We start from the raw sequence: 25,746 nt of genomic DNA on the forward strand, positions 1-25,746 counted from the left end.
ATTAATATTAAAAATGAATACAGTATTTATTTCAATTAAACAGGGAGCTCGTTTATGAATATCAAAAAATATTTCATACTTTATCCTTTTATTTTTATTCCGTGTTTATTAACATGTTTGTCAATTAATGCTAACGAGAATGAATCTTCTGAAAGGGTAGATTATTTAAGAGCTCAAAAATATCTTTTGAATGGAGATATTGGCTCCTTTAATAAGATATACAGAAAGCTTAATCAAAGTAAATATCCGCTCACACCTTACTTAAGATATCAACATATCAAACAAAATTTTTCAAAATATAGTGTGAACCAAATTTTGAATTTTTCTCGTAGCCATAATAATTACGCGTTTTCAAATCCCATAAAAGATGAATATGCTCTTTATTTAATTGCAAATAGTAAATGGTCTGATTATCTGAAGGTTCAGAATTATAAACCTAAAAGTTTAAGATTTAAATGTGATTATTATTATAGTCAGTTAAAAGTTGGGAACCAGAGTCTAGCATGGTCTGGTGCAAAAGAAATTTGGTCAGGTTACAAGCAATTCCCCAAAAATTGCAAAAAATTAATTTCAGCTTGGAAAAACACAAACAAAATTACAGATAAAGATAAACTATCGAGATTATTATTTTTATTTAAAAGCAACGGCTCCTTAAATGAAATAACGCGATTGAGTGATTCGATTAAAGACCTAAAAAGTAAGCAACTAGCTAGACAGATAGTCGATTTGTATAAAAATCCCAACTTAGTGACTAAGTTTGCTAAAAAAAACCTTGTAGATAACTATAATCAAAAAATTGTTACAGAAGCTTATAAACGTTTAGTTAGAACAAATATTAATTTAGCTGTGAAATCCCTAAATAGTATAAAATTATCACAAAATCTTCCTGCATATTCTTTCCAGTATTTAAAAGATTATACTGCTCAAAAATTAATGAATTACGACAATTTTTCTAATAATAAGTGGCGAGATAATGTTATTAGAAACTCAGAGGATGAAGCGCTCATAGCAACTCGAATTAGAATGGAAATGAGAGAGGCTAAGTGGAAATCTGCTGAATATTGGTACAACTTTTTGCCTACTAAATCAAAAAAATCACTAGAGTGGAGATTTTGGCATGCTAGATTTACAGAAAAATTAGGCAATAAAAAAGAAGGCAGGCGTTTATTAAATCAAATTGTTGGTAAAAGGGACTTTTATAGTGCAGCTGCAGCAACTATATTAGAAAAAAATATTTCATTTCCTGTTCCAAAATTAAGATTCAATAAAACTGTAATTAATAAGTATAAAACGGAGCTATCCATTGTAGGTGAATTAATAGCAATTAATCAAATTGATTATGCAATTAAAGAATGGAATTTTCTTTTAAATAAAACAAATCGTAAAGAACATGAAACTCTATCATTATATGCACATAAGCATCATTGGAATTATCTAACAGTACTAGCCACAATCCATGGTAAATTCTTTGATTATATAGACACGAGATTTCCATTGGCTCATAAATGGTGGTTCCAATTTTATAGTAAAAAATATGGCGTTGATGAATCTATATTATATGCTCTATCAAGACAAGAGAGTGCATTTAATACAACAGCTAAATCGCATGCAGGTGCTAGAGGGTTAATGCAATTAATGCCAGCAACAGCATATGAAACAGCCAAAGAAATAAATTTACCCTATGCAGGGCTTTCTTCTCTTTATATTCCACAAGTTAATATAGAGTTGGGGACAGCATATTTATCGATGATGTTAGATAAGTACAATGGCAATAGAATACTTGCATTTGCATCATATAATGCTGGACCACATCGCGTGACTAAATGGTTAAAAGAATCTCGAGGTCGTTTAGATGTATATGATTTTATTCAATGCATACCATTCAAGGAAACAAGGGGCTATGTTAAAAATATTTTAATGTATGATATCTACTACAAAACTATTTTAAATGAATCCAACATTAGACTACTGGATAATAATGAATTAGCTAGAATATATTGAATAAGGTATATATATTTAATAAACTAAGATTATATTAAAACTTAAGGTGAAAATTTAAATGGAAGACGTGATTGCAAAATTTAAGAGCTGGGATGATGTTCTGGCTTTGATAGAATTTGCTTTTAAAAATAATGAGCATGACTTGTTGTTAAATATTCTGTTAACTGAAGATGAACGACTTGCTTTGACATCACGTGCAAATATTTTAGATTTACTATTAAATTCTGAGATGAGTCAACGTAATATAAGTAAATTATTAGGTGTAGGAGTTGCCACAATTACACGCGGTTCAAACGAACTTAAACGGACTGATGAACAAACAAAAAAAACTATTCAAAAGTTAATAACTTCTACGATAAATTAGAAAAGTTAGTGTTTATCTTCATCCCCTTAAATGGGTTGAAGATAAACCATGGAATTATATAATCTAATTTTGATTTAAAACTTCGTATATTTTGGGGTCATTAAGGGCTTTATTTAAACACTTATCAAAGATTGTGTTGATATAAGTATTTTTGTCTGAAATACTTGGTTCAGTGATGGTATTATAAGTATTCTTATAAATATATTTATTCTTATAGTTTGTCTTCGCTGTTTGAACATCAACTGAAATCTCACAGATTAAATTACTTTCGACTGTTACTGTTTCTTGTTTTTGATTGAAGCCTAGTTGTAATATATTTAAAGATAAAGTATTCAACTTATTATTTTTTTGTTCAGAACTTATATTTAATCGATAAGCATTAGCAACTGTATTGTAAGTTTCTTTTTTTAGGTCATTACCAAAATTCACATAGCTTTTATTCCTTTCACGCAAATCATTTACATCTAAATTAATGTTAGATTTGATGATAATAGACTTATTTAACGTTAATTTCGGCTCTATATTTACAGTAGTTGTTTTTTTCGCACAACCTATCATTGTAAAAATGGATAGGATTAAAATTATTTTTTTCATAAAGGATCGTTTTAGATAAGTTTAGTAGTTAGTATAGATGCTTAGAGTAGGGATAGAAATAAATTTTTGTAAATATGTATGGACTAGATGATAAATTATCTAGTCCATATTATTTTATCTGTTAAGAAATGCAAGTATTATTGGGTTAGCAGCTAAACCAACAAATACAATAGAAAGACTTCCAATAATCATTGTAAAAACTGAACCAAAACTCGAGTTGAAAGTAATGGTCTGATTTTGTGAGCTTATATTCAAATCAGCACTATTTGATTTTTCCGGCTTATTAAAGAATGTAATAAGAACACGTAAATAATAGAAAATAGAAATTGCTGCTCCAATCACTGCAATGATTAAAGGGAAAATCATTGAGCTATTTGAAAGGAAGTTTTGCTGAGCAATCAATGCCATAAATAAATTATATTTTGCAATAAAACCAGCTGTTGGTGGAAATCCAGCTAATGACAATATCGATAAAGCAAAAGCAAACCCTAATATTGGATATTTTCTGCCAAGACCTCTATACTCAGCTAATTTACCTGAAGAGCTTTCTTTGTTTAAGAAGTTTAATACTCCAAAACAAACTATATTCATGATTGAATAAGCTAATCCATAATACATTGCTGATTCAATTACTAAATCATTAAATACTTGATCTTGTGAATTTGGTGATATAGTTGCAATTACTAAAAAAACATAACCAAAATGAGAAACAGAAGAATATGCAAGTATCCTACGCAAGTTGTTCTGTTTTAAGGCCATAATACTTCCAATTAAAATACTCAGAATACCTAGAGTCCAAATTAGTCCTTTGTAGTAAAACCATACTCCTTGAACCATAATTGCAAAATTTAATAAGAATATTAACATCGCAATTTTACCCACAGATCCGATAAATGCGACAACCGGATCTGAAGCACCTTGGAAAACATCAGGAAGCCAAGTATGAAAGGGAACAATAGCAATATCGAAAGCAATACCAGCTATGATTAAACCTATACCAATATATACTAAAAACGGTATTGAATGAACATTAGCTTGTAGTTGATTAACAATTTGAGGTATGTATGTTGTACCAGTACCTGAATATATTAATGCTATACCTAGTAAGAAGATAGCTGCACCAATCGTCGCTGTAATCGCAAATTTGATTGCAGCTTCAATAGCCCCAAATCTTTTTGGCTGCCATGCTATAAGTGCTAATATTGATATGACACTTAATTCCATACCTATAAAAGATGCTAATAGATCTACCGATGAACTTAGTACGAGTGCTCCTGTGACAGCAAATAAAATTAATGAATAAAATATTTCATCAATTTCACCACTTAAAGATTTGTTTGAATTTGCTAATGTAACTGTGAAAATACCACCCAAACAAAATAAAGCCCAAAAATATTTGGTTGTTACAGTCCCTAACCTAATGAGGTTTTCAAATTCAGAAGGGTTACTACTATCAGTTCTTAAAACGTATAAAATAGCAAGACCTAATAAAATAATAGTGGTTATATATGCAGGTTGAGATGATTTAACCCCAGGCCATACTCCGATAAGAAGGACTAATAAACCACCAAGCCCTGTTAACATTATAGGTAATAAATCTAAAATATTTGATGACATCATTATTTATAGTCCTATTTTCATTAAAGTTGCTATTGAGTTATGGATTGGTTCCAATACAATATTTGGATATAACCCAATAAAAAATAATAAAATTATTAGCATTGCAGACATTGCTTTTTCTCTTGCATTTAAATCTAGGACTAATGTTGATGTATCAGCATTCTTTAATGGGCCCCACATGGATTTACCATAAACACGAACCCCATAAATGACACTCAATAGTATAGATATTGCCGCTAAGCTTGGCCAAACTGTACTAACTTTAAAAGAACCTGCAAGAATCAATGCTTCACCTGTGAAATTAGCTAGGCCAGGCATACCAATAGTAGCAACTATATACACAAGAAAAACTAGACCTAATGCTGGCATTTTTTTGAAAAGGCCACCGAGTTCTTGCATATTTCCATCTTTATTTCTATCTAAAAGCATACTTACTATAGTAAAAAGTCCTGCAATGGAAATACCATGAGCAATAAGTTGAAGAGCAGCTCCATTTAATGATTCAATTTGCCAAGCAAAAATTGCAACCACAATGATGTTCATATGACTTATACTCGAGTATGCAAAAACGGATCTAATATTGGTCTGTTTTATTGCAAGAAGGGCAGCATAAACAGTACCAAAAGCACCTAAAGCCATACCCATTTGAACAAATACAGAGCTGACTTCTGGGAATAATGGTACACAAAATCTAATGACACCATATATACCCGCATTTGCCATAGCTCCAGAAAGGAGAATGATCGCACCTGGTTCGCCACTTTTATATGTATCTGGTGCCCAAAAGTGAAATGGAAATAATGGTATTTTTACAGCAAAAGCAATAAACATTGCTGCAAATATCCATTTCGCTGCAGTAACGTCTTTTATGGGCGAATTAATTAAATCAAGTATATTTAAAGTGAATTCATTTGTCTCTGCATAATGAATAAAGCATAGGAATATTAAACCTAAAAGCATTAGCAAGGATGAAAAAACTGTAACAATAATAAATTTTAATGCAGCTTGCTTACTGTTTTTGTCACCCCAAAAGCTAAGCATAAAATATATAGGAATTAACATTATTTCCCAGAATGTATAAAACAGTATGAGATCATATGCTGTAAAGACACCTACTAATCCTGTTATTGTTCCAAGTAGAAGAGGACCATAAGAACCCCAGTTTTTTACTCTTTCCCAGCTAACAATTGTAGAAATAACGCCTAAAAATGAAGTCAGTAGAATTAATGCTAGAGAGAAGCCATCTAGTCGTAAAACATAATTAAAACCTAGTGTTTCATGCATCCAACTAGCTTCATAGTTTAGAGGAAACGCACCATTTAAATACATAAATGTTAGTATTAACGTTTCGACTGTAACTACACTCAGCGTAAGAGAACGAGCTAACTCATTTTTTCCATTACATCCAAGCCATATAAAAATAGCTGAGATTAATGGAAAATATATAATAAAATTTAACCAAAAAAACATAAAAATATTATCCCTTAATTAAAATGGGCTTGCGCTTAGTAAGTAACATAATATAAATATCACCCCGATTATCATATAAATAACGTACTTTATTACAATACCGCTTTGTATAAAACTAAGACCAGAAGAGCATGATGAAAGTACTTTTTTCGTTCCATTAACCAACAGAGTGTTTAAAACAACTTTTTCTATAAGTGAATCTAAAAGTTTGTAAAAGAACACGAATGGAGCTACGAATACTTTGAAACATATATCATCCCAGTAAAATGCCTTATTAAGGATTTTTATACTTCCAGTTCCTTTACTTTTACTCAATTCTCTTGGAACAATTATGACTGCAATTAAAATACCAATAATAGAAGCTAATGCCCCAATAATTTCTAATACAATATCTGAAGATCCTTCCGGCATTTTAGGCATACCTAAGACAGGAGCAAGCCACTTAAGAAGTAGGTGAGGTCCAGGCCATCCCTCAGGCATTTGAATAAATCCTATACAAATACTGGCAATTGCAAGAATGATTAGAGGAAGTTTCATTCCGATACGCATTTTATAATCAAGAATTTTCCCTCGTTGCTTACCACTAAAGATCATTAGGTACATTCTCATACTGTACGCTCCAGTAAAAATGGCACCAATTAACCCTAAGCCAGCTAAAATTAGACCATTTTGACCTGCAAAATCTGCGGCAATTATAGCATCTTTACTATAAAAGCTTGCTGTAATTAATGGAAGTGCAGCTAATGCTAGTGATCCTGCAAGATAGCAGTATGATAAGGTTTTTTGCCTTTTATGAAGACCTCCCATCTTTCTGACATCATACTCACCATTAAAGATATCAATAATAGCTCCTGAGCCCATAAATAGAAGAGCTTTAAAACATGCATGAACCATTAAATGGAATAAAGCAAGAGAATATGCACCGACACCAACAGCAGCAAACATGTAACCAATTTGGCTAATGGTTGAATATGCTAAGATTTTTTTGAGTTCATTTTGACCTATAGCTGCAACCGCAGAGTAAACTAGCGTGATACACCCAACAAAAGCAATCCACCATCTGACATCAGGAACTAAGTCAAACAGAACATGACATCTAGTTGTTAGATATACGCCAGCTGTGACCATTGTTGCTGCGTGAATTAGAGCAGAAACGGTTGCGGGACCCGCCATAGCATCAGGTAGCCAAATATGAAGAGGAAATTGAGCTGACTTTGCAAATGCTCCTATCATGAAAAGAATACAAATAGCAGATAATGTTGTTTTATCGACATTTGGTGCAAGTTGGAATATTTCTTGAAGATTTACGGTATTAAACTCTTTGAAACAGAGAAAAATACCAATGGCAAGAGCTGTATCGCCAATTCTTGTGGCAACAAAAGCTTTCCTTCCTGCAAACACATTTTTTTCTGTTTGATAAAAGTGAGATATTAAGGCATATGAACACAAGCCCATGATCTCCCAACCAGCATATAAAAATATTAAATTATCTGAGGTGACAAATAAAAGCATTCCTCCAACAAACATATTTAAATATGCAAAGTATCTTCTTGAACCAGCCTTATCTTCCATATATTGAACAGAATACATATGGATTAAAAAGCCTACCCAACTTGTGACACTACACATTATAAGAGTAAACTTATCAATTCTAAAGTCGATAGAAATGTTCCAATAGCCTACGTGCATCCAATTAAATAGTTCTTGGGTAACTGGTTGATTCCATGTTCCATCAACCCAAAGCATGCCAACTAGAAGGGCAGTCAAAATACACTAAGATTTCCAATATAGGAGTAGGTTTTTGTAGGTAAACCATTTACGGTAGAAATAATTAGAGAGCCAAATAAAGGCAAACAGGGTATTAGCCATAATAAATGATTCATAATAGTTCATTTTCCTTATTTAATCGATCGCTAAGCTGGTTTAAGTTGTCGATTCTTGTTGTTTTTAAGTAACGATAGCTTAACATTGCTATTAAAAGAGTTATTGCTAATTCACTGCCAGCAACAAGCATTATAAATAGAGAAATAACTTGACCATTTGCACTACCCCAATACTGTCCAGCACCAATAAAAATTAAAACAACTCCATTTATCATTATTTCTAAACCCATTAGTATAAATAGAAGTTGTCTTCTAACTAAGACTATAGTAAGTCCAAGAAGAAATAGTAGAATAGAAAAAGATATGATATGTAGTAAACTCATTATTCAGCCTCATTTTTTTCAATATTCTTAGCGAAATAAATCACAGCAACCATAGCAGCAAGAAGTAGGGTTGAAATGAGCTCAATTGCTAATTTATAGTGTGTGAAAAGTAAAGAACCAACAGATTTACTGTCTATAATTTGTATGGAAGAAAATTCAGTTGAAGGCATGCTTGGACCAGTAGTAAAGAGTGTAATAATGGATAGTGTCAAAATCACAATAATACCGACTGGAATAACAGTATTCATTTCATTTAAGTTAAAAGTTGAAGTCTTATCTAGAGGACTTAACATGATAAAAAACACAAATAAAACAATAACTGCGCCTATATACAAAATTAACTGCATGGCAAATAAAAATGGTGCGCCCAAACAATAGAAAATAATTGATAATGCTAACATTGACGAAGTTAAGTACAACGCACCATGCATTGGTTTTTTTACGAATAACAAGCAAAAGGCACTGCCTGCAGTAACTATACAAGCAATGTAAAATACGATTGTTAATAGAAACATTTTAAATCCTCTGTGTTAGGGTAAGATAGAATAAACATCTACAGGTTTGTTTTCATCGACATTATCACCAACTTCTTTACCCTTAATTGGAACACCAGTGTGTTCGAAGTAATCAAAGTCAGGATATTTTCCAACCCCATCAACAGACAATGCTTTTTTATCATATGTTAGAGAGTCTCTATTTTTCTCGCCCATTTCGAAATCATTCGTTGTTTGAATTGCTCTAGTAGGACAAGCCTCTTCACACATTCCACAGAAGATACATCTAGCAAAATTAATTTCAAATGATTTTGCATACCTTCTTTCATCTTCTTCTCTCTCTGCTCCCTGAATTGTGATTGCATGAGCGGGACAAACAGAAGAACATAGATAACAAGCAACGCATCTCTCTTCACCTTTTGGTGTTTTTGTTAAAATGATTCTCCCTCTCCATCTACCAGGTATATCCGGCTTAACTTCGGGGTAGAGTACTGTATCCCTTTTTGCGAAGGCGTGCTTTATTGTTGCTGAAAAAGCACCAGTAATTTCACCTATATATTGAGTAATTTTCATTTTTTTGCCTTTTTACATCCAGATTAAGCCAACTGCAGCTGTTATAATTGTATTTGCGATTCCAAGAGGAAGCAGAAACTTCCAACCAAATGACATTAATTGATCCCATCTTGTTCTTGGTACACTTGCTCTCATCCAAATATAAAAGAATACAAGTAATAATGTCTTAATACAAAACCAAATAAAGCCCACTATTGGAGAGCTCTCAGCCCAAGGACCATGCCAGCCACCTAAGTATAGGGTTGTTGTCAATGCAGAAACTAAAACAACACCAAGATATTCTCCTAAGAAGAACATTGCGAAAGGCATGCCTCCATATTCGGTATTAAAACCCGCAGTAAGTTCATTTTCAGCTTCTGGCATATCAAAAGGTAATCTATGAGTTTCTGCTATACCAGCAATGAAAAACACAAGAAATCCAATAGGTTGTAAAACAATAAACCACCATGATGACTGATGGTTTACTATTTCAGATAAGCTAAAGCTACCCGAAATCATTACAACGCCTAATAAAGATATCCCTAAAGATAACTCATAGCTAATCAATTGAGCTATTGTTCTTATTGAGCCTAATACAGTGTATTTACTACTTGAGGACCAACCTCCCAAAAATACCCCATATGCATGCAAGGAACTTAAACCGAGAATAAGAAGCAATCCTACATTGAAGTCGGAGGCCCAATAAAAGTTTTTACTCCAAGGAACTAGTGCAAAACTGGTTAAAACAGTTACAACAACAATAACAGGAGCTAGTTTATACAGTTTCCTATCAACAAACCCCGGCAGAAAAGACTCTTTAGTCATTAGCTTTAGTGCATCAGCCAACGCTTGCAGCATGCCAAATGGTCCAGCTCTGTTAGGACCATAACGATCTTGAAGAAGAGCTAAAACTCTTCTCTCAGCAAAAACGACATAGCCCGAGACTAATATTAAAACTAAGGATGTAATTACCATACCTATGATAACGCCTACCCAGATTAATATCTCGCTCATTAGTAACCTCCTGTGTTATTACTTTGTGAAGCATCGGTAAAAAGTGGCTTTATGAACTCCAATTGAATATTTGAAAGTTCAAATATGTTTAGTTCATTTAATTTTTCTTTTTGAAGAGCAATTGAATTTTTTGGAAGTTGCTTAGATACTTTAAATGGCATAATTATTTCTTTACCATTGTTCTTTAATTTAACTTCATAGCACTCAGTTCCTTTATTGTCTTCAATTATTTCTTTCGAAATTAGTACATTTTTTTGTGGACTAAGTGAACTTATTTCTTTTGAAAAATTAGCAACACTTTCTTCACCAAACCATCTATAAACTTCAACGTTTATTCCGTTAGAAGTTTTCACTTCTTTGAAATTTATATGTGAAGTATTAATAAGTGATTTTATCTGAGCAGCAGTTAGTAAAACTCCCTGAGATTTAACACTTGGCTTCGTTATGAATAGTTTGTTTAGAAACTCATTAATTTTTGTTTGTACATTTGAGCTTAAACTTTTTCTTAGGCCTTCAGGATCAAAAAGTGGCAGTTCCTTTTTGTAAGAGGCTTCAAAAGATTGTACTCTTCCTTCAAAATTGATTAGGACACCATTTCTTTCCACATGTGCTGTGGAAGGAAGAAATAGATTAGCTTCTTTAGCCGTTTCTGAGTAAATGTAATCAATAACAACGAGTTTCTCTAATTTTGCTATTGCGTTCTTCCATCTTTTACGTTGATTTCCAGATAATGGATCATTCCCTACAATTAAAAGTGTTTTTAAATTACCGTTTTCAATTGAGGTTAAAAGTTTATCACAGCTTTGTGGTTGTGATACTAAAGCTGCGCCATATGAACCTGAAGCGGGAAGTGCAAAACCAAGTTTTGATTTTTCAAAGTTTTCATTTATCTCATTAAGTAGTTGAATGCCTTTTAATGATAAGGAGTCGACCATACCTAATATAACTGGCTTATTTGCATTGGCAATGTCGTTTTGCAAATTACCGTGGAAACCATCATCATCGTTTTGATTTTTAATTTTAGTTAATTCATCATTAATTTCATTTGTTGGTATTGAGAGTCTTTTTAAATTAGAATACTTTTTTTCTAATTCAGCAAACAAAGTAGGTGCTGAATTTATTAAGTATACAGGAACTTCCTTTTTTAAAGCCTGACGCGCAGCAAGATCAAGCATTGTCGCTTGTTCTGTAATTTCACCAACAATAAAAATGCAATCAGCAACTTCAATGTCATCAATTGATGGGGAATTTGCACTTAAACTTACTGCAAGCTTCACTTTATCTTCAACATCAGAATCATTAAAACTACTGAATGGTACATTTAACTCTTCAGATAATTCTTTAAGAGTTACATTACTAATTAGATCCTCTCTTTCAGACCCTAAAATACCTCCATATTTGAAATCATTTTGTAAGGTCTCTTTTAACAATTTCCCTGCGTCATGATTTAGTTCTGCTTCTTTCGTACCATTTATATAAACATCTAATGGTCTATCAGAAGAGTCTGCTGCATGAGGAGCATATCTACCTTTATCACAAATAAAGTATTTGTTAACAGATTCATTTTCTTTTGGTTTTATGACTCTCAAAGTTTGTTTTCGACTACCAACTTCGATATTACAACCAACACTACAATGATTACATATGGACTCTGATTTATCTAACATCCATGTTCTTGAATATTTACGTCTGTAAACTTTATCAGTGAAAGTTCCTGTTGGACAGACCGTAATGATGTTACCCGCAAATGGGCTATCAAAATGACCATCATCGATTCTTTTAAAAACTACTTGGTTACGAGAACCTAATGGTCCAAAGTCATCACCTAAAGCATAATCTTGATAGAATCTAGAACATCTGTAACAGGTGATACATCTATTTGCAGTATTCCATACTAATGGACCGAGGTATTGGTTATTAACCGTTCTTTTTTACCATCATATCGTCTATATGCATGTCCACTTAGAACAGTCATATCTTGTAGTTGACAATCTCCACCCTCATCACAAACTGGACAATCGTTAGGGTGATTTGTCATATTAAATTCTATTACATTTTTGTGTACTTGTTCAGATTTACCGCTATTTAAAGTAAATTTCATACCATCAGCAGCTTTAACTGTACAAGACATGACAAGTCTTGGTCTTTCACCTTCTTTTTGTGGGACAGTTTCCATTGCACATGCCCTACAAGAACCGACGGAGCCCATGGCTGGATGATAACAAAAATATGGAACCTCTATTCCAGCATTTTTTGCAGCATCTAATACATTATCACCATCTTTAAACTCAACAGGCTGATCATCTATGTAAATAGTACCCATTAGAGACCTCCTTTATATTTACAATGTTTCATTTGAATGTGTTCTTCAAATATATGTTTGAATTGTTGTATAGCTCCTTGAACAGGCATTACTGCACCTGGAGCGTGAGCACAGTGTGTACTTGGATAGATTGTATCGCATAGTTCAGAAACCAAGTCGAAATCTTTGGACGTAGCTGTTCCTTCTTCAAATTTTTTAAGTACATGAACTAAGTAAGGCAGTCCATCACGACACGGCGTACAAAATCCACAAGACTCCATTGCATAAAATGTCACGACATTAATTAAGAAGTCAATAGGACAGATACTATCATCCATAACTATTAACCCACCGGTACCTAATCTCGACCCAACTGTAGATGGGCCATCCCACGTTAGTGGTATATCCAAGTGCTCTGGTAACATTAATGGTGTGGAAGTTCCACCTGGTTGAAAAGCAACAAGCTCTCTACCTTCAAGCATACCACCAGCATGTTCAAAAATAAGCTCTCTTGCTGTAACCCCCATAGGAAGCTCAAAAGTACCAGGATTCTTCACGCATCCAGAAACTTGATAGATATGTGTCCCAGCACCACCATTGACTCCTTGTCCCTTAAACCATTCAGGACCCTTTGTTAAAATATAAGGAACATGGCTGACGGTTTCAACATTATTGACTATCGTTGGCTTACCCCATAATCCACTAACAATAGGGAAGGGTGGCTTAGATCTTGGGTTACCTCTTCTGCCTTCAAGAGCATTTAACAGTGCAGTTTCTTCTCCACAGATATATCTACCAGCACTAAGGTGAACATCAATATCTAATGAATAACCAGATCCCAGTATATTTTTTCCTAAATATCCAGCATCTCTTGCTTCATTAACTGCCTTTTCAAGCTTTTCTGCACCAATACGATACTCTCCTCTGACAAAAACAAAGGCTTTGTCTGCTCCAAGAACATAACCTGAAGCGATAACTCCTTCAATTATTGTGTGAGGATCTCTATAAAGTATTTCTCTATCTTTACATGAGCCAGGCTCTGATTCATCAAGGTTTATGACCAAATAAATTGGGTGAGGGGCATCTTTTGCAAGGAAACTCCATTTAACACCAGTAGGGAAGCCAGCTCCTCCGCAACCCCTAAGGCCTGAATCTTTGACTTCTTGAATTAATTCATTCCTTGGTCTGCCTAAAATTTTGTTTAATGATGCATATCCACCTTTATCACGAAAGCCGCTTAAGTCTAGAGGTTCTTTTTCATCAAAATTTCTTGATAGAATTTTTTCCATGGATTATTTCTCCTCACTTTGAGGTTTTAATGTAGTTATCAATCTACCATTAGCTGTAGGAGCTTTTGCTGATACTGCTTCATTCATATATTTATTAATATGCTGACTAATAGTTTCAGGAGTTAAATTTTCTAAAACATCAACATCATTAACTAAAGCAACTGGAGCCTTTTGACATAAACCTAAGCAAATGCTTGGTAATACAGTCATTGAGCCGTCAGAAGTTATTTCACCTAAAGGCACTTTTGTTTCTTTCTGAGCAGCACTAAGTACCTTTTCACCACCTCTGATATGACAGGATATACTGGTACAAACTCTCATAAGGTTTCGACCTACAGGTCTTCTTCTTAAAAGAGTATAAAAAGTAATAAGCTCATCGAGTTGAAGAGGTGATAGACTAGTTAGCTCACTAATTTCATCTAAACTTTCTCTTGGAATATAACCATATTTATCCTGAACATAGTACAAGCAATATATTGCACCTGCTCTTTTTTCTGGATAATGTCCAATGTGTTCAACTAAGTGTGCAATTTCTTGTTCATTTAATTTCATTATAATTACCTTTACCTATCTATATCAGCTAATACGTAGTCTATTGAACCAATAAGACATATAACATTACCAAGGTTATCTCCTACTGATACCGCACCGACTGACTGAAAGTGAGCGAAAGAAGGAGTTCTTATTCTAACTCTATAAGGATTCGAAGAGCCATCACTAACTATATGGTAACTAGTGATTCCTTTTGAAGTTTCTGTAGCAAAAAAGCTCTCACCTTTTGGAAATCTCAAACCTTTACCAACATCAGTAAAGTGATATATCATTGTTTCGATATCTTGAAGTGCATTTTCTTTTTTGGGTAGACTAAATCTAGGTTGATTTATAGATAATATTTCACCACTTGGCATATTATTTGCGGCTTGTCTTATAATTCTTATACTTTGTCTAATTTCTTCCAGTCTTAGAATCATTCGGTTAAATGCATCGCTCTTGTCAGCTGTTGGAACATCGAACTCATAATTTTCATATCCAGAGTATGGTTTTTGCTTCCTTAAATCGTAATCGAAACCTGCTGCTCGTAAATTTGGTCCAGTTAAACTCCAATCTAACGCCTGTTGCTTTGAATAAACAGCAATATCTTTAGTTCGCATTTGGAAAATTTTAGATTTAACGGTCAAGGCCTCAATTTCAGACATTCTATCTTCAACAGCTTTACAACTGGACATCACATCTTCGTACCATCCATCAGGTAGATCAACGGCAACACCGCCAATTCTAAAAAATGCAGGGTGCATTCTTCCACCGCAAATTAATTCAATAATATGGAACAGCTTTTCTCTTTCAAGGAAAGTATAGAAAGCAGGTCCCATGGCACCAAGGTTATGACCAAGGCTTCCTATCCACACCAAATGAGAACATATCCTGAATATTTCTGAAATCATTACTCTAATAACTTCAGCTCTTTCGGGGACTTTTATACCAGTTAGTTGCTCGCAAGCTAGTACATATGGTAACTCACCTGCTGCTCCACCAAGGTAATCAATTCTATTAGTATATGGAATATAGTTATGATAAGTATGATTTTCAGCGATTTTTTCAGCACCTCTATGATGATAACCAATTTCTTGATCAAGCTCAGTAATAGTTTCACCTTTAAGTTTGACCATCAGTCTGATCACACCATCAGTACCCGGGTGATTGGGGCCTATATTTACAAGTGTCTTCCCATCATCTCTTTCATCAACAACTTTATCACTATGGTAACCTTCGAGAACTTTTTTTAATGAATCAGGATCAAAACCGCAAGGCTCTGGTCTTTCTGTTGCTCTGCCTTCTTCAGTTTTCAACAGAGGATGACCTTCCCAATATTCTGGAAGAAGAATTCTTTTCATATTTGGGTGATTATTAAATTTAATACCAAACATGTCATAAATTTCTCTTTCATACCAATTTGCTGAGGGCCAAATATTTGATAATGTATCGGGTTCTGAATCTTTTGTTATAGTTGTACGAAGAGATATAAAAGTATTATCTTTAATTGATAAGAGATGAACGAATAAAGTGAAGTTGCAAGTAGATGAACGTTCAGACTCGTCAATTAGAGACATGTCAAGGAGAGTATCAAAATTTATATGTTCATTTTTCTTTAAAAACAACAATGCATTATGAAAATTTTCGTATGGAAGCACAAAGCTAGAGCTACCCTTGTATTTATCATTAAACGATTGAGCATTAAATATTTCATGCAGTGAAGAACTAATCTTATCCATCATACTGACACCTCAATACCAAGAGGTTTTCGTGATTTTTTGAGAACTGAGACTGGGTTTTCTTTAACGTGCTTTTGAAGAATTAAGAGAGCTTCTAAAACAGCTTCAGGTCTTGGTGGACAACCAGGAATGTATACATCTACAGGTAAAATTTTATCAACACCTTGGACAACGCTATATATATCATACATGCCACCTGAATTTGAGCAAGATCCCATGGAAATGACCCATTTAGGCTCCAACATTTGGTCGTATATATGTCTCATTAGAGGAGCCATTTTAATAAAACAAGTACCTGCAGTAATTAGAACATCACTTTGTCTAGGTGAACCTCTAAGTACTTCAGAACCCATCCTCGCCATGTCATATTTAGGTGTTACTGCAGTCATCATTTCGACAAAACAACAAGATGTCCCAAAGTTATATGGCCATAGAGAGTAATTTCTACACCAGGAAATCATATCATCAAGTTTTCCCACCATCGAGCTAAACATTCCATCTTTAGTACCTGACGGACTATTGGGTGCACCTATATTTTTTATATCAATAGATTGATTTTTACTAGTCAAAATTACTTTCCTCCAAAGTTAAGTCCACCTTTACGGATTAAATATACTAATCCAAGTAAAAGTATGACCATAAAAACAAGCGCAGCAATGGTACCAGAAATACCTAAACTCCAATAATCAATTGCCCAAGCCCATAAAATTGCTGCTTCTAATTCAAAGATTAGAAATGCGGCTGCAATTAAATAATAACTAATAGAGAAGTGACGTTGAGTACTACTCGATGGTAATAAACCACTTTCGAAAGGAACATCTTCATCATGGATTTTTTGTCTATTAAAATCACCTAATAACCGGTTTACTACTAATATCGCAACGATAATACCTGTTGCTATTAGAGCAAACAGCCCGATCATCACTCCAGAGTGGAAGGCACTCATTTTATACTCCTTCGTTATTTATGTTGTTAAATAAATTGTTTTTATATTGTTAAAATAAAGCACCTAATTATATTCTTACTTAAGCATCAATTCAAACTAGAATTGCAATATTTTCATATCAATTTTACAAATTAGAATTGCATAGACGTAAACAAGTAACTACATGATAATAATAATAATTATCATTAACATGAAAGTGAGTGTTTTTTTCTTGAAACTAATGTACTAGTGTGGTAGTTTAGTTTTTGTGGATTTATCATTTTTAAGGATGTATATAATGTACCATAGTGAGGTATCAGGTAAACCTAAATATATAAAACTAGATATGCAACTAGGCTTTTATGATCTTTTTAAAAAAATTGAAAGTAAAAATGAGTATTGTCATATATTTGAATCTTTAGGCGAAGATAGTACTAGAAATAGATACCACGTCATTGGTTTTTCGCCCAGAAGTATAATTTCCTCTGTGAAAATAGATGAATTGATCATCGAAGATTTACAACATAATTGTATTCATAAGATTGAATGTGAAAATGCCTACGAAGAACTCAGAAAATTGATACCACAAAACATATTGTCAAGGGAATATGCAGGTGGCCTTGTTGGGTTTTGTGCTTATGATTGTATTAATTATTTTGATAGTTCTGTATGTGTAAAGAAACATACAGATTTTGAAACTTTCAAATTTGCACTTTATCTTGATGGTCTCATATTAGATAACGTAACTAATTCTATTGAATATTTTTATTATAACGAGAATAGAATTTCTATCATAAATGATTTAATACAACAGGAGATTCCAATTGAAAAAAGTTTAGATATATCCTTTATTAAGGACACTCTATCAGAAAAAGAGCATAAACTTTTAATGAATAAAGTAAAAGAAAATATAAAATTAGGAAATCTCTTTCAGTGTGAGTTGGGATATCAATCAAAATACACGGTTCAAGGTGATAAAAGAAAAATTTATGATGAGCTTAGACAGATAAATCCATCACCACATATGTTTTATGTTAAGTTTAAGGAGCAATGTATTATAGGGGCATCTCCTGAATTATTAGTTAGATTAAAAGATAATGAAGTTGAAAGCTATCCTTTGGCCGGAACCATTAAAAGAGGTAAAAGTGAAGTTGAAGATAAAGATTTAGCTAAAAAATTACTTCAAGATCAGAAAGAAATTGCGGAACATAACATGTTGGTTGACTTACATAGAAACGATATTGGCAAAGTCTCTATCTTTGGTACAGTAAGAATTAGAAAGTTAATGGATATAAAAAAGTTTTCACATGTTCAGCATATCTCATCTGAGATTTCAGGGTTATTAAGTCCTAAATATGATATGTTTTCTTGCTTGAGGGCAAATTTCCCAGCTGGAACTTTGACTGGTGCACCAAAAATAGAGGCAATGAATCTTATAGATGAAATGGAAATTGAAGCACGAGGCATATATGGAGGAGCAGTAGGGGAATTTTGTTTTAATGGAAACTGTAACTTTGCCATACCTATTAGAAGTATTTTCATTAACAAAAATGAAGCGTATATTCAAACATGTGGAGGTATTGTCTATGATTCCGAAGCTAGTAAAGAATATAATGAAATACAAAAAAAATTGGCTGCTTCTAAGATTGTTTTGGATAAATTTAATGGAGATTTGAAGTGAAAATTTTAATAATAGATAATTATGACTCATTTACATACAACTTATATCAGCTGGTAGGTTCAATCCTAAATGAAACAAATTTTGAGATTGATGTTATTAGAAATAATCTCGTTGATTGTACTATGATATACAATAAAAATTATGACAGAATTATTATTTCGCCAGGACCAGGAAACCCTAAAAGTACAAATTATTTTGGAAATTGTCTAGATATAATTCAAAATGCATCAAAAGTTATACCAACTTTAGGTGTGTGTTTGGGTATGCAAGGTATTGCAATTGCCTTTGGTTGTGATTTAACAAAATCTAATATTCCAGTTCATGGGAAACAAAGCTCTATTACCCATAATGAGGAGGATCTTTTTATTAATGTTCCTCAAAATATTAGCGTGATGAGATACCATTCTTTGAAAGTAATCCATAGAAATTGCAACCAAAATTTAGAAGTCACGGCGACGTGTATGGATAGCAACGAAGAAGAGGAAACTGTCATGGCTATAAAACATAAAAGTTACCCCATTTATGGAATCCAATTTCACCCTGAATCTTTTGCAACAGAGGCAGGCAAACAAATTGTGTCTAATTTTTTAGATGTTAATTAGCTATTCTTCACAATATTTATTGTTTTCTTTATACCACTCTGACAGAGACTGTCTATCTGCATCTAAAGATGAAAAATTATCAATGATTATATTGAGATTAGATTGAACATTTGATAATTTTTTAAGTTTATCAGATTCTTCTTCATGTAACTTTAAATCAATTATAATTTTTGACGTATCATCAAGTAATTCTTTAAGTAATTTAATATCCATTGACTGGCTCCATTATTTAATTTTCTCGTTAGAAAGAACTTCTTCATATATCTGTATATATTGTTTACAAGTATAATTAATGTCAAACTTTTTTAGGATTTTCTTATTATTTTGAAAAAACTTTTCAGTTAACATCGGGTTTTCATATAGATATTGTATTTTTTTAGATAATTCTTGAGCATTTTTAGGTTCAAACAAAAGACCATTTATGTTGTTTTGAATTATGTCTGGTATCCCTCCGACATTACTAGCTATCACATTTGTTCCATTTAGTAGTCCCTCTAAAATTGAACTACCTAAACCTTCTTGCAAGGAGGGATGTATTTGTATATCTGATATTTTATACCATGAGGTAGTATTAGCTTGATATCCCATTAAATGAATAAAATCTTCATCGTTAATAAGTCTTCTTAAATTAGACTCTTGAGGACCGTCACCTAAAAAATAAAAGTGTACATTAGGAATTACTTTCTTAACTTTTTTTGCAGCTTCAATAGAAGTTTCATACCCCTTAAGTTTGAGCAACTTGCCAACCTGAATAATTACAAATTGATCTTGGGTTATATTTTTTAGTTTGAGCAAATCATGATGGTCCAATGAATCTTTTTCTGGTGAAGAAGGTATTACTTCAATATTTTGAGATGGGAATTCTAGCTTCATAATTGCTTTTATTTTATTGCTTAGTGCAACTAAATATGAAGATCGTCTATAACCAATTTTCAGAAAAAGTCTATTTTTAATTGGTTTATCAATTCTTCTTGTTATTATGTATTTTTTTTTTCTAAGAAAGTTTTGTATAAGCGCCCAATATAGAGCCTTGCCCTCATGAACGTGGATCATATCAAAATTTAAGAACAAAGAGGATATATGCCCAAATAAAAACTGGGCAATTTCAAGTTTTTTACAATTCAAATTTCTAACTTTTAATGCAAAAGGGGAGTTTTTTTTACATACTATTGTGACTTGTATACCAATCTCAATTTGCTTTTTAATCATTAAAAATGTTTGATTTTCGCCACCATAAAACTCTGATGCTAAATTAATATGGCAAATATGCATATTTATTTCTCTTTTTTTCTTAATGCTAATGCAGTATAACGTAAAAAAACGTGATATGAAGCCATTATAGCGATTAAAAAACCATGTTTCCCATCCAAAAAACCTAATTTTAAAATATAGGTTTTAAAAAAACGTGATTTTGCATGAATTATTGCTTGAGTTAGTGAAGATTTTTTATGTAAATTTTGGTTTACCCAAAGATCAATGTAACCAGAAGATTTTTTTAAATAACTAGAAATAGTTTCTCCAGTGTAGTGTAAAAGTTTACCATCTAATTTACTAGTGTTTAGTTTTTTAATTATAACTTTTTCATGAACCAAGTCTGAATTATAGTTAGTTTTATTTCGTGGATATAATCGAACAATCCAATCAGGAGACCACCCTGAGTGCTTAATAAATTTACCAAATAAATTATTTAATCTGTTTATCATGTAACAATTTGATTGGTCATTTTTTTTGACTGCAGCTAGTATGGATGCTTTAAGTTTACTTGTAACAATTTCATCTGCATCTAGAGCAAGAACCCAATCGGTACTGAGTTTTTCTTGAGCTTTTTGTCTTTGTATACCGAATCCAGGCCAATTTGAATCTTCAAACCATTTGATTGGGTATTGTTCTGCAATAAACTTAGTTTTATCTGTACTGCCTGAATCTAAAATAACTATTTCATTTACCCATCCTTGAATAGAGTCGAGACAATTTTTCAAATTTTTTTCTTCATTTAGTGTAATTATCAGAACACCTACTGTAGCTTTTTCAGACATAACTTTTCTATAAAAATATTATTTAATATAAATCATATCATAAATTATTTTATTTATGTTTTATTTATAAAAAATTTGTTTTTTTACAATAAAACTTTTTGAAAAACTAGTTGAACCTAGATCACAGAAAGAGATATTAATTATTTGAAACTCATAATTAAAGTAAATAATTAGATGCCCCTCAAATTAATAAGATATTGATTTATATGGCAATAATCTTGGGTGAAGTTTGTTTTTTTTATATGTGTTACTGCAAGTAAACGTTTACATAATAAGAGATATTTATCACATAATTTTTTATTTTTTAAGAATATAATAATTTCCAGTTTAGGGATCTATTAATTATTTATCAGAATCCCTTTAAAAAACAACGATTATAAAAATAATATTGTATGGATGTAAATTTAAACTATGGCTACTAACTCTCAACAAAATGATTACTTATTGACAATGGAGGGCATAAATAAAAGCTTTCCAGGTGTCAAAGCATTGGATAATGTCCATCTCAAAATTAAACCGAACTCAGTTCATGCTCTAATGGGTGAGAATGGTGCAGGGAAGTCAACTTTATTGAAATGTCTTTTTGGAATATACAAAAAGGATGATGGAAAAATAACTTTTGAAAATAATGAAATACAATTTAGCTCAGCAAAAGAAGCTCTAGAATCAGGTGTTTCTATGGTTCATCAGGAACTAAATCTCGTTCAACAAACTACGGTTATGGATAATTTGTGGTTGGGGAGGTACCCAACTAAAAATTTCATGGTTGATAAAAAATCAATGTACAATAATACTAAAAAAATTTTTGAAGAGCTACAAATAGATATTGATCCTCAATCTTTAGTTTCTTCGCTTTCAGTATCACAAATGCAAATGATAGAAATAGCAAAAGCTTTCTCATATAATGCAAAAGTTGTAATTATGGATGAGCCTACTTCTTCATTGACGGAAAAAGAAGTTAAACATTTATTTAAAATAATAACTCTCCTTAAAAATAAAGGATGTGGAATAGTTTATATTTCACATAAAATGGATGAAATTTATGAAATTTGTGACGAAATAACTATTCTTCGAGATGGTCAATGGGTCGGTCATAGTTCGCTTGAAGATATTTCAATGGATCAAATAGTCAGCAAAATGGTCGGCAGAGATCTTAACCAAAGATTTCCTGAAAAAACCAATATACCAAAAGAAACAATCCTATCAATAAATGACTTAACTGCTAAACATCAGCCATCAATAAAAAATATTTCTTTCGAGTTGAAAAAGGGAGAAATTTTAGGGATAGCTGGTCTAGTTGGATCAAAAAGAACTGAAATAGTTGAAAGTTTATTTGGTTTGAGAGAAATAGATAGTGGAGAGGTAAAACTTCATGGAAAATCTATTGCTAATAGGACGCCTAAACAGGCAATTAAAAATGGTTTTGCTTTAGTTACTGAGGAAAGACGTTCGACTGGTATCTTTAGTGATTTAGACATTACTTTTAATAGCCTTGTTTCAACATTTAAAAATTATAAAAATTCAGCTCATTTATTAGGCGCTAGTAATATGCATAAGGATACCAACTGGGTAGTAGAGTCTATGAAAGTAAAGACTCCATCAAATCAAACTAGTATTGGGTCTTTATCAGGAGGAAACCAGCAAAAAGTTATAATTGGGAGATGGTTGTTGAGTCAACCCGAAATTTTAATGCTTGATGAACCAACTAGAGGAATAGATATTGGTGCTAAATTTGAAATTTATCAACTTATTTTGGATTTAGCTAACAAAGATAAAGGTATCATTATTGTCTCATCAGAGATGCCTGAATTAATGGGAATCACCGATAGAATATTAGTTATGAGCAATGGTCAAGTTGCCGGAATAGTAGATACAAAAAACACAACACAAAATGAAATTTTAAATTTAGCTTCTCGCTATTTATAAGAGGTATAACATGGAACTTTCTGAAAATAGTCCAAACACATTTATTACAAAAGATACTTTTTTAAAATACTTAAAAGCAGGAGGAATATATACCGTTTTGCTTTTACTACTGGCTCTAATTATATATAAGGAACCTTCTTTTGTAAGTTTAAGAAATTTAAGTAATATATTAACACAATCTTCAGTTAAACTTATCATGGCTTTAGGCGTTGGAGGAATTATTTTAACAGCTGGATGTGATTTGTCAGTTGGAAAGATGGTTGGAATGGCAGGTGTTGTATCAGCAAGCTTACTTCAAGCTTCAGATACTGTTGGAAAAGTATTTCCAAACTTAGGCGAAATTCCAGTACTACCAGTTTTGATAGCAATGATTTTTCTAGGAGCTTTTTTAGGATTTCTAAATGGTTTAATTGTAGCTTACTTGAAAGTAACTCCCTTTGTAGCAACTCTCGGTAGTTCTTTCGTATTTTTAGGCATTAATAGTTTGTACTATGATTATTTAGGAGCAGCACCAATATCAAACTTTTCAGATGCATATGCTAATATGACTCAGGGAGTTATATCATTAGGTCATTTTAATATATCTTACTTATTGATTTATGCTGCGATTGCATCAGTAATAATGTGGATTATTTGGAATAAGACCACACTAGGAAAAAATATTTATGCAGTAGGCGGTAACCCAGAAGCTGCAAAAGTTTCAGGTGTTAATGTTGCCAAAACTTTAGTTATTGTATATGTAATAGCAGGCGCATTTTATGGTTTCGCAGGATTTTTAGAAGCTGGTCGAGTTGGAAGTGCAACAAGTTCAATGGGAACACAGTTTGAGTTAGATGCTATTGCTGCTTGTGTGGTAGGCGGTGTTTCTTTATTCGGTGGAATAGGGAGAATTACAGGTGTAATTTTAGGTGTTTTAATTTTCTCAATTGTAGCTTATGGATTAACATATATTGGAGTTAGTCCAAATTGGCAACTAATTTTTAAAGGTGGAATTATAATATTTGCAGTTGCTGTTGATAGTTTAACTAATGCCAAAAAATCATGATTTAAAATATCTCTAGTAAAATTTAGCGTTTGGTCTAACCAAACGTTTTTTTGTTTCTAAACTTCTGATTTTATTATTTTAAGGTAGAGCAATAACTCCAATCAGGGTGAAGTGTGGGACTTTAACTAAATGAAGTCCGATAAAGTTAAGGTTTCTCACGAAGAATAGAGTTATCAAACTACAAACATCAATAATATTTTTTCCACATAATATAATGAAGAGCTGAGAGATAAAAAAAGGTTTGATCTCACCATGGTTATCAAACAGTTAACAATAGTGTGGTCGGACTTGATAACGAAACTGTCAAATTCCTGATTTTGAGATGTATACTAAGTGTATGTTTTAGTACCAAACGATAGTTTAAAGTGCCTAAACGGAAATGTATAAATACAAAAAGGCCTATAACTCAGAGAGTTATAGGCCTTTCCAAAATTTTGGTGGAGCTGGCGGGATTTGAACCCGCGTCCAAAAACACTAAAACAAATGGCGCTACATGCTTAGTTTTGTATATTTAACTTTTAAGCTGCTACAAAACAAACTACTTAAAAGTCTTCCAGAATTAGTATTTCGCGCTTTAGCTCTCTAGACAAAGCTTCGGTCGCTATCTTGTTTGGGTTTGAACTTTTGTTGTTCCCCGTCTTACAAGCGAAAGCTAGGGCAAAAGCAGACTGGTAGTTTATTAAGCTACAATTACGCTGCTAGAGCGTACGAGTCAAATTTGTCGTCATTTGCGACTATTTTTTTGCGGCTTTTTACGTGGCCAACCGCCCCACGACATGCTCCAAAAGCCTTCATGATCCTGTCGAATCCTAAATCAGCCCCCTGAGTAATTAACATATAAAATATTTGATTTACAATAAATTGTCAATATTACCTAGTACTTTTTTTCAAAATTCTTGATTTATCTATCGACCAATCTCTATCTTTAATATCTTTTCTTTTGTCATATAATTTTTTACCTTTAGCTACACCAATTTTAAGCTTTACCCATGATTTTTTCCAATACATACTTAAAGCAACTATTGTATAGCCATCTCGATTTACTAAACCAAAAATTTTAGAGATTTCTCTATGATTCAGAAGTAACTTTCTTCTTCTTAAAGGTTCTGATATGACATGTGTAGAAGCCATATTTAAAGGTTGTATTGTACTGTTCATTAAAAAAAGTTCATTGTTGTGAAATTGTACAAAACTTTCGCTAAGATTAACTTTACCTTCTCTGATTGATTTTACTTCCCAGCCTTGAAGCTCAAGTCCAGATTCAAACTCCTCATGAATAGCAAATTCAAAACGAGCTTTTTTATTTTTTGCTATGGTATTGTTTGATACCTTTTTATTTTTTTGTTTAGCCATAA

25 protein-coding genes, 1 other RNA gene and 1 pseudogene are annotated in these 25,746 nt (G+C 32.5%); 6 read left to right on the plus strand and 21 right to left on the minus strand.

All coding sequences use genetic code 11. The features are described from left to right. The first annotated feature begins 54 nt into the window (after positions 1 to 54). Positions 55 to 2,001 (plus strand): transglycosylase SLT domain-containing protein, encoded by a 1,947-nt coding sequence (locus CF386_RS04905; RefSeq protein WP_089073298.1) that lies wholly within the window; start codon positions 55 to 57, stop codon positions 1,999 to 2,001. Between the two features lie 58 nt (positions 2,002 to 2,059). After that, complete coding sequence (gene trpR, locus CF386_RS04910; RefSeq protein WP_089073299.1) at positions 2,060 to 2,365, plus strand: trp operon repressor; 306 nt, start codon at positions 2,060 to 2,062, stop codon at positions 2,363 to 2,365. 63 nt (positions 2,366 to 2,428) lie between these two features. On the opposite strand, the gene CF386_RS04915 is transcribed toward trpR, so the two are convergent. The 16 genes and pseudogenes from CF386_RS04915 to CF386_RS04985 all read right to left on the minus strand — a co-directional run bounded on the left by CF386_RS04915 (position 2,429) and on the right by CF386_RS04985 (position 17,122). After that, a complete protein-coding gene (locus tag CF386_RS04915) occupies positions 2,429 to 2,959 on the minus strand; it encodes a YajG family lipoprotein (RefSeq protein ID WP_089073300.1) in 531 nt (176 codons plus the stop codon). A 114-nt stretch (positions 2,960 to 3,073) separates the two neighbouring features. Beyond that, on the minus strand, positions 3,074 to 4,579 hold the full coding sequence (locus CF386_RS04920) for an NADH-quinone oxidoreductase subunit N (RefSeq protein ID WP_089073301.1): 1,506 nt from the start codon (positions 4,577 to 4,579) through the stop codon (positions 3,074 to 3,076). 3 nt (positions 4,580 to 4,582) lie between these two features. After that, positions 4,583 to 6,049, minus strand: a complete 1,467-nt coding sequence (locus CF386_RS04925) for a complex I subunit 4 family protein (protein ID WP_089073302.1) — start codon at positions 6,047 to 6,049, stop codon at positions 4,583 to 4,585. Between the two features lie 18 nt (positions 6,050 to 6,067). Then, positions 6,068 to 7,795 (minus strand): NADH-quinone oxidoreductase subunit L, encoded by a 1,728-nt coding sequence (nuoL, locus tag CF386_RS04930; protein WP_225971686.1) that lies wholly within the window; start codon positions 7,793 to 7,795, stop codon positions 6,068 to 6,070. A 133-nt stretch (positions 7,796 to 7,928) separates the two neighbouring features. Beyond that, positions 7,929 to 8,255 carry an NADH-quinone oxidoreductase subunit NuoK gene (gene nuoK, locus CF386_RS04935; protein WP_089073303.1) on the minus strand — a complete coding sequence of 109 codons (327 nt, stop codon included), beginning with the start codon at positions 8,253 to 8,255 and terminating at the stop codon, positions 7,929 to 7,931. Continuing rightward, positions 8,255 to 8,770: an NADH-quinone oxidoreductase subunit J family protein gene (locus tag CF386_RS04940; RefSeq protein WP_089073304.1), complete on the minus strand. Its 516-nt coding sequence runs from the start codon at positions 8,768 to 8,770 to the stop codon at positions 8,255 to 8,257. The genes nuoK and CF386_RS04940 overlap by 1 nt, the downstream gene beginning before the upstream one ends. 15 nt (positions 8,771 to 8,785) lie before the next feature. Then, positions 8,786 to 9,322 (minus strand): NADH-quinone oxidoreductase subunit NuoI, encoded by a 537-nt coding sequence (gene nuoI / locus CF386_RS04945; RefSeq protein ID WP_089073305.1) that lies wholly within the window; start codon positions 9,320 to 9,322, stop codon positions 8,786 to 8,788. Between the two features lie 12 nt (positions 9,323 to 9,334). Continuing rightward, the gene (nuoH, locus tag CF386_RS04950) at positions 9,335 to 10,315 is read right to left on the minus strand and encodes an NADH-quinone oxidoreductase subunit NuoH (protein ID WP_089073306.1); all 981 of its coding nucleotides are present in this window, start codon (positions 10,313 to 10,315) and stop codon (positions 9,335 to 9,337) included. Further along, positions 10,315 to 11,982: a molybdopterin-dependent oxidoreductase gene (locus tag CF386_RS04955; RefSeq protein WP_089073307.1), complete on the minus strand. Its 1,668-nt coding sequence runs from the start codon at positions 11,980 to 11,982 to the stop codon at positions 10,315 to 10,317. Before CF386_RS04955 ends, nuoH begins: the two co-directional genes overlap by 1 nt. A 96-nt stretch (positions 11,983 to 12,078) precedes the next feature. Then, positions 12,079 to 12,186, minus strand: a pseudogene (locus CF386_RS13635) (hypothetical protein); the annotation flags it as partial. 23 nt (positions 12,187 to 12,209) lie between these two features. Then, positions 12,210 to 12,638 (minus strand): 2Fe-2S iron-sulfur cluster-binding protein, encoded by a 429-nt coding sequence (locus CF386_RS04960; protein WP_089073308.1) that lies wholly within the window; start codon positions 12,636 to 12,638, stop codon positions 12,210 to 12,212. After that, complete coding sequence (gene nuoF / locus CF386_RS04965; RefSeq protein WP_089073309.1) at positions 12,638 to 13,906, minus strand: NADH-quinone oxidoreductase subunit NuoF; 1,269 nt, start codon at positions 13,904 to 13,906, stop codon at positions 12,638 to 12,640. The genes CF386_RS04960 and nuoF overlap by 1 nt, the downstream gene beginning before the upstream one ends. A 3-nt stretch (positions 13,907 to 13,909) precedes the next feature. Next, on the minus strand, positions 13,910 to 14,458 hold the full coding sequence (nuoE, locus tag CF386_RS04970) for an NADH-quinone oxidoreductase subunit NuoE (protein ID WP_089073310.1): 549 nt from the start codon (positions 14,456 to 14,458) through the stop codon (positions 13,910 to 13,912). Positions 14,459 to 14,469: 11 nt separating this feature from the next. Further along, positions 14,470 to 16,179: an NADH dehydrogenase (quinone) subunit D gene (gene nuoD, locus CF386_RS04975; RefSeq protein ID WP_089073311.1), complete on the minus strand. Its 1,710-nt coding sequence runs from the start codon at positions 16,177 to 16,179 to the stop codon at positions 14,470 to 14,472. Beyond that, positions 16,176 to 16,745 carry an NADH-quinone oxidoreductase subunit B gene (locus tag CF386_RS04980; protein WP_455430253.1) on the minus strand — a complete coding sequence of 190 codons (570 nt, stop codon included), beginning with the start codon at positions 16,743 to 16,745 and terminating at the stop codon, positions 16,176 to 16,178. Before CF386_RS04980 ends, nuoD begins: the two co-directional genes overlap by 4 nt. A 2-nt stretch (positions 16,746 to 16,747) precedes the next feature. Beyond that, complete coding sequence (locus CF386_RS04985; protein ID WP_089073312.1) at positions 16,748 to 17,122, minus strand: NADH-quinone oxidoreductase subunit A; 375 nt, start codon at positions 17,120 to 17,122, stop codon at positions 16,748 to 16,750. Between the two features lie 277 nt (positions 17,123 to 17,399). Between CF386_RS04985 and CF386_RS04990 the strand changes: the two genes are divergently transcribed. Continuing rightward, entirely contained in the window at positions 17,400 to 18,782 is a 1,383-nt protein-coding gene (locus CF386_RS04990) for an anthranilate synthase component I family protein (RefSeq protein WP_225971687.1), read from the plus strand. Beyond that, a complete protein-coding gene (locus tag CF386_RS04995; protein WP_089073314.1) occupies positions 18,779 to 19,384 on the plus strand; it encodes an anthranilate synthase component II in 606 nt (201 codons plus the stop codon). The genes CF386_RS04990 and CF386_RS04995 overlap by 4 nt, the downstream gene beginning before the upstream one ends. Here CF386_RS04995 and CF386_RS05000 read toward each other — a convergent pair whose 3' ends face one another. The 3 genes from CF386_RS05000 to CF386_RS05010 are packed head-to-tail and all read right to left on the minus strand — an operon-like array spanning position 19,385 to position 21,420. Beyond that, positions 19,385 to 19,597, minus strand: coding sequence for a hypothetical protein (locus CF386_RS05000; protein ID WP_089073315.1), 213 nt, complete (start codon positions 19,595 to 19,597; stop codon positions 19,385 to 19,387). A 12-nt stretch (positions 19,598 to 19,609) separates the two neighbouring features. Next, positions 19,610 to 20,656, minus strand: coding sequence for a glycosyltransferase family 4 protein (locus CF386_RS05005; protein ID WP_089073316.1), 1,047 nt, complete (start codon positions 20,654 to 20,656; stop codon positions 19,610 to 19,612). A gap of 2 nt (positions 20,657 to 20,658) precedes the next feature. Continuing rightward, positions 20,659 to 21,420 carry a glycosyltransferase family 2 protein gene (locus CF386_RS05010; RefSeq protein WP_089073317.1) on the minus strand — a complete coding sequence of 254 codons (762 nt, stop codon included), beginning with the start codon at positions 21,418 to 21,420 and terminating at the stop codon, positions 20,659 to 20,661. Between the two features lie 411 nt (positions 21,421 to 21,831). Here CF386_RS05010 and mglA point away from each other — a divergent pair, with 411 nt between their 5' ends. Then, positions 21,832 to 23,346: a galactose/methyl galactoside ABC transporter ATP-binding protein MglA gene (gene mglA, locus CF386_RS05015; protein WP_089073318.1), complete on the plus strand. Its 1,515-nt coding sequence runs from the start codon at positions 21,832 to 21,834 to the stop codon at positions 23,344 to 23,346. A 10-nt stretch (positions 23,347 to 23,356) separates the two neighbouring features. Beyond that, entirely contained in the window at positions 23,357 to 24,391 is a 1,035-nt protein-coding gene (mglC, locus tag CF386_RS05020; protein WP_089073319.1) for a galactose/methyl galactoside ABC transporter permease MglC, read from the plus strand. Between the two features lie 435 nt (positions 24,392 to 24,826). On the opposite strand, the gene ssrA is transcribed toward mglC, so the two are convergent. Together ssrA and smpB are read right to left on the minus strand one after the other, a co-directional pair. Continuing rightward, positions 24,827 to 25,213, minus strand: a transfer-messenger RNA (tmRNA) gene (gene ssrA / locus CF386_RS05025). 48 nt (positions 25,214 to 25,261) lie between these two features. Further along, entirely contained in the window at positions 25,262 to 25,744 is a 483-nt protein-coding gene (smpB, locus tag CF386_RS05030) for an SsrA-binding protein SmpB (protein ID WP_089073320.1), read from the minus strand. Positions 25,745 to 25,746: the final 2 nt, after the last annotated feature.

The organism is Paraphotobacterium marinum, from assembly GCF_002216855.1.
GTDB lineage: Bacteria > Pseudomonadota > Gammaproteobacteria > Enterobacterales > Vibrionaceae > Paraphotobacterium > Paraphotobacterium marinum.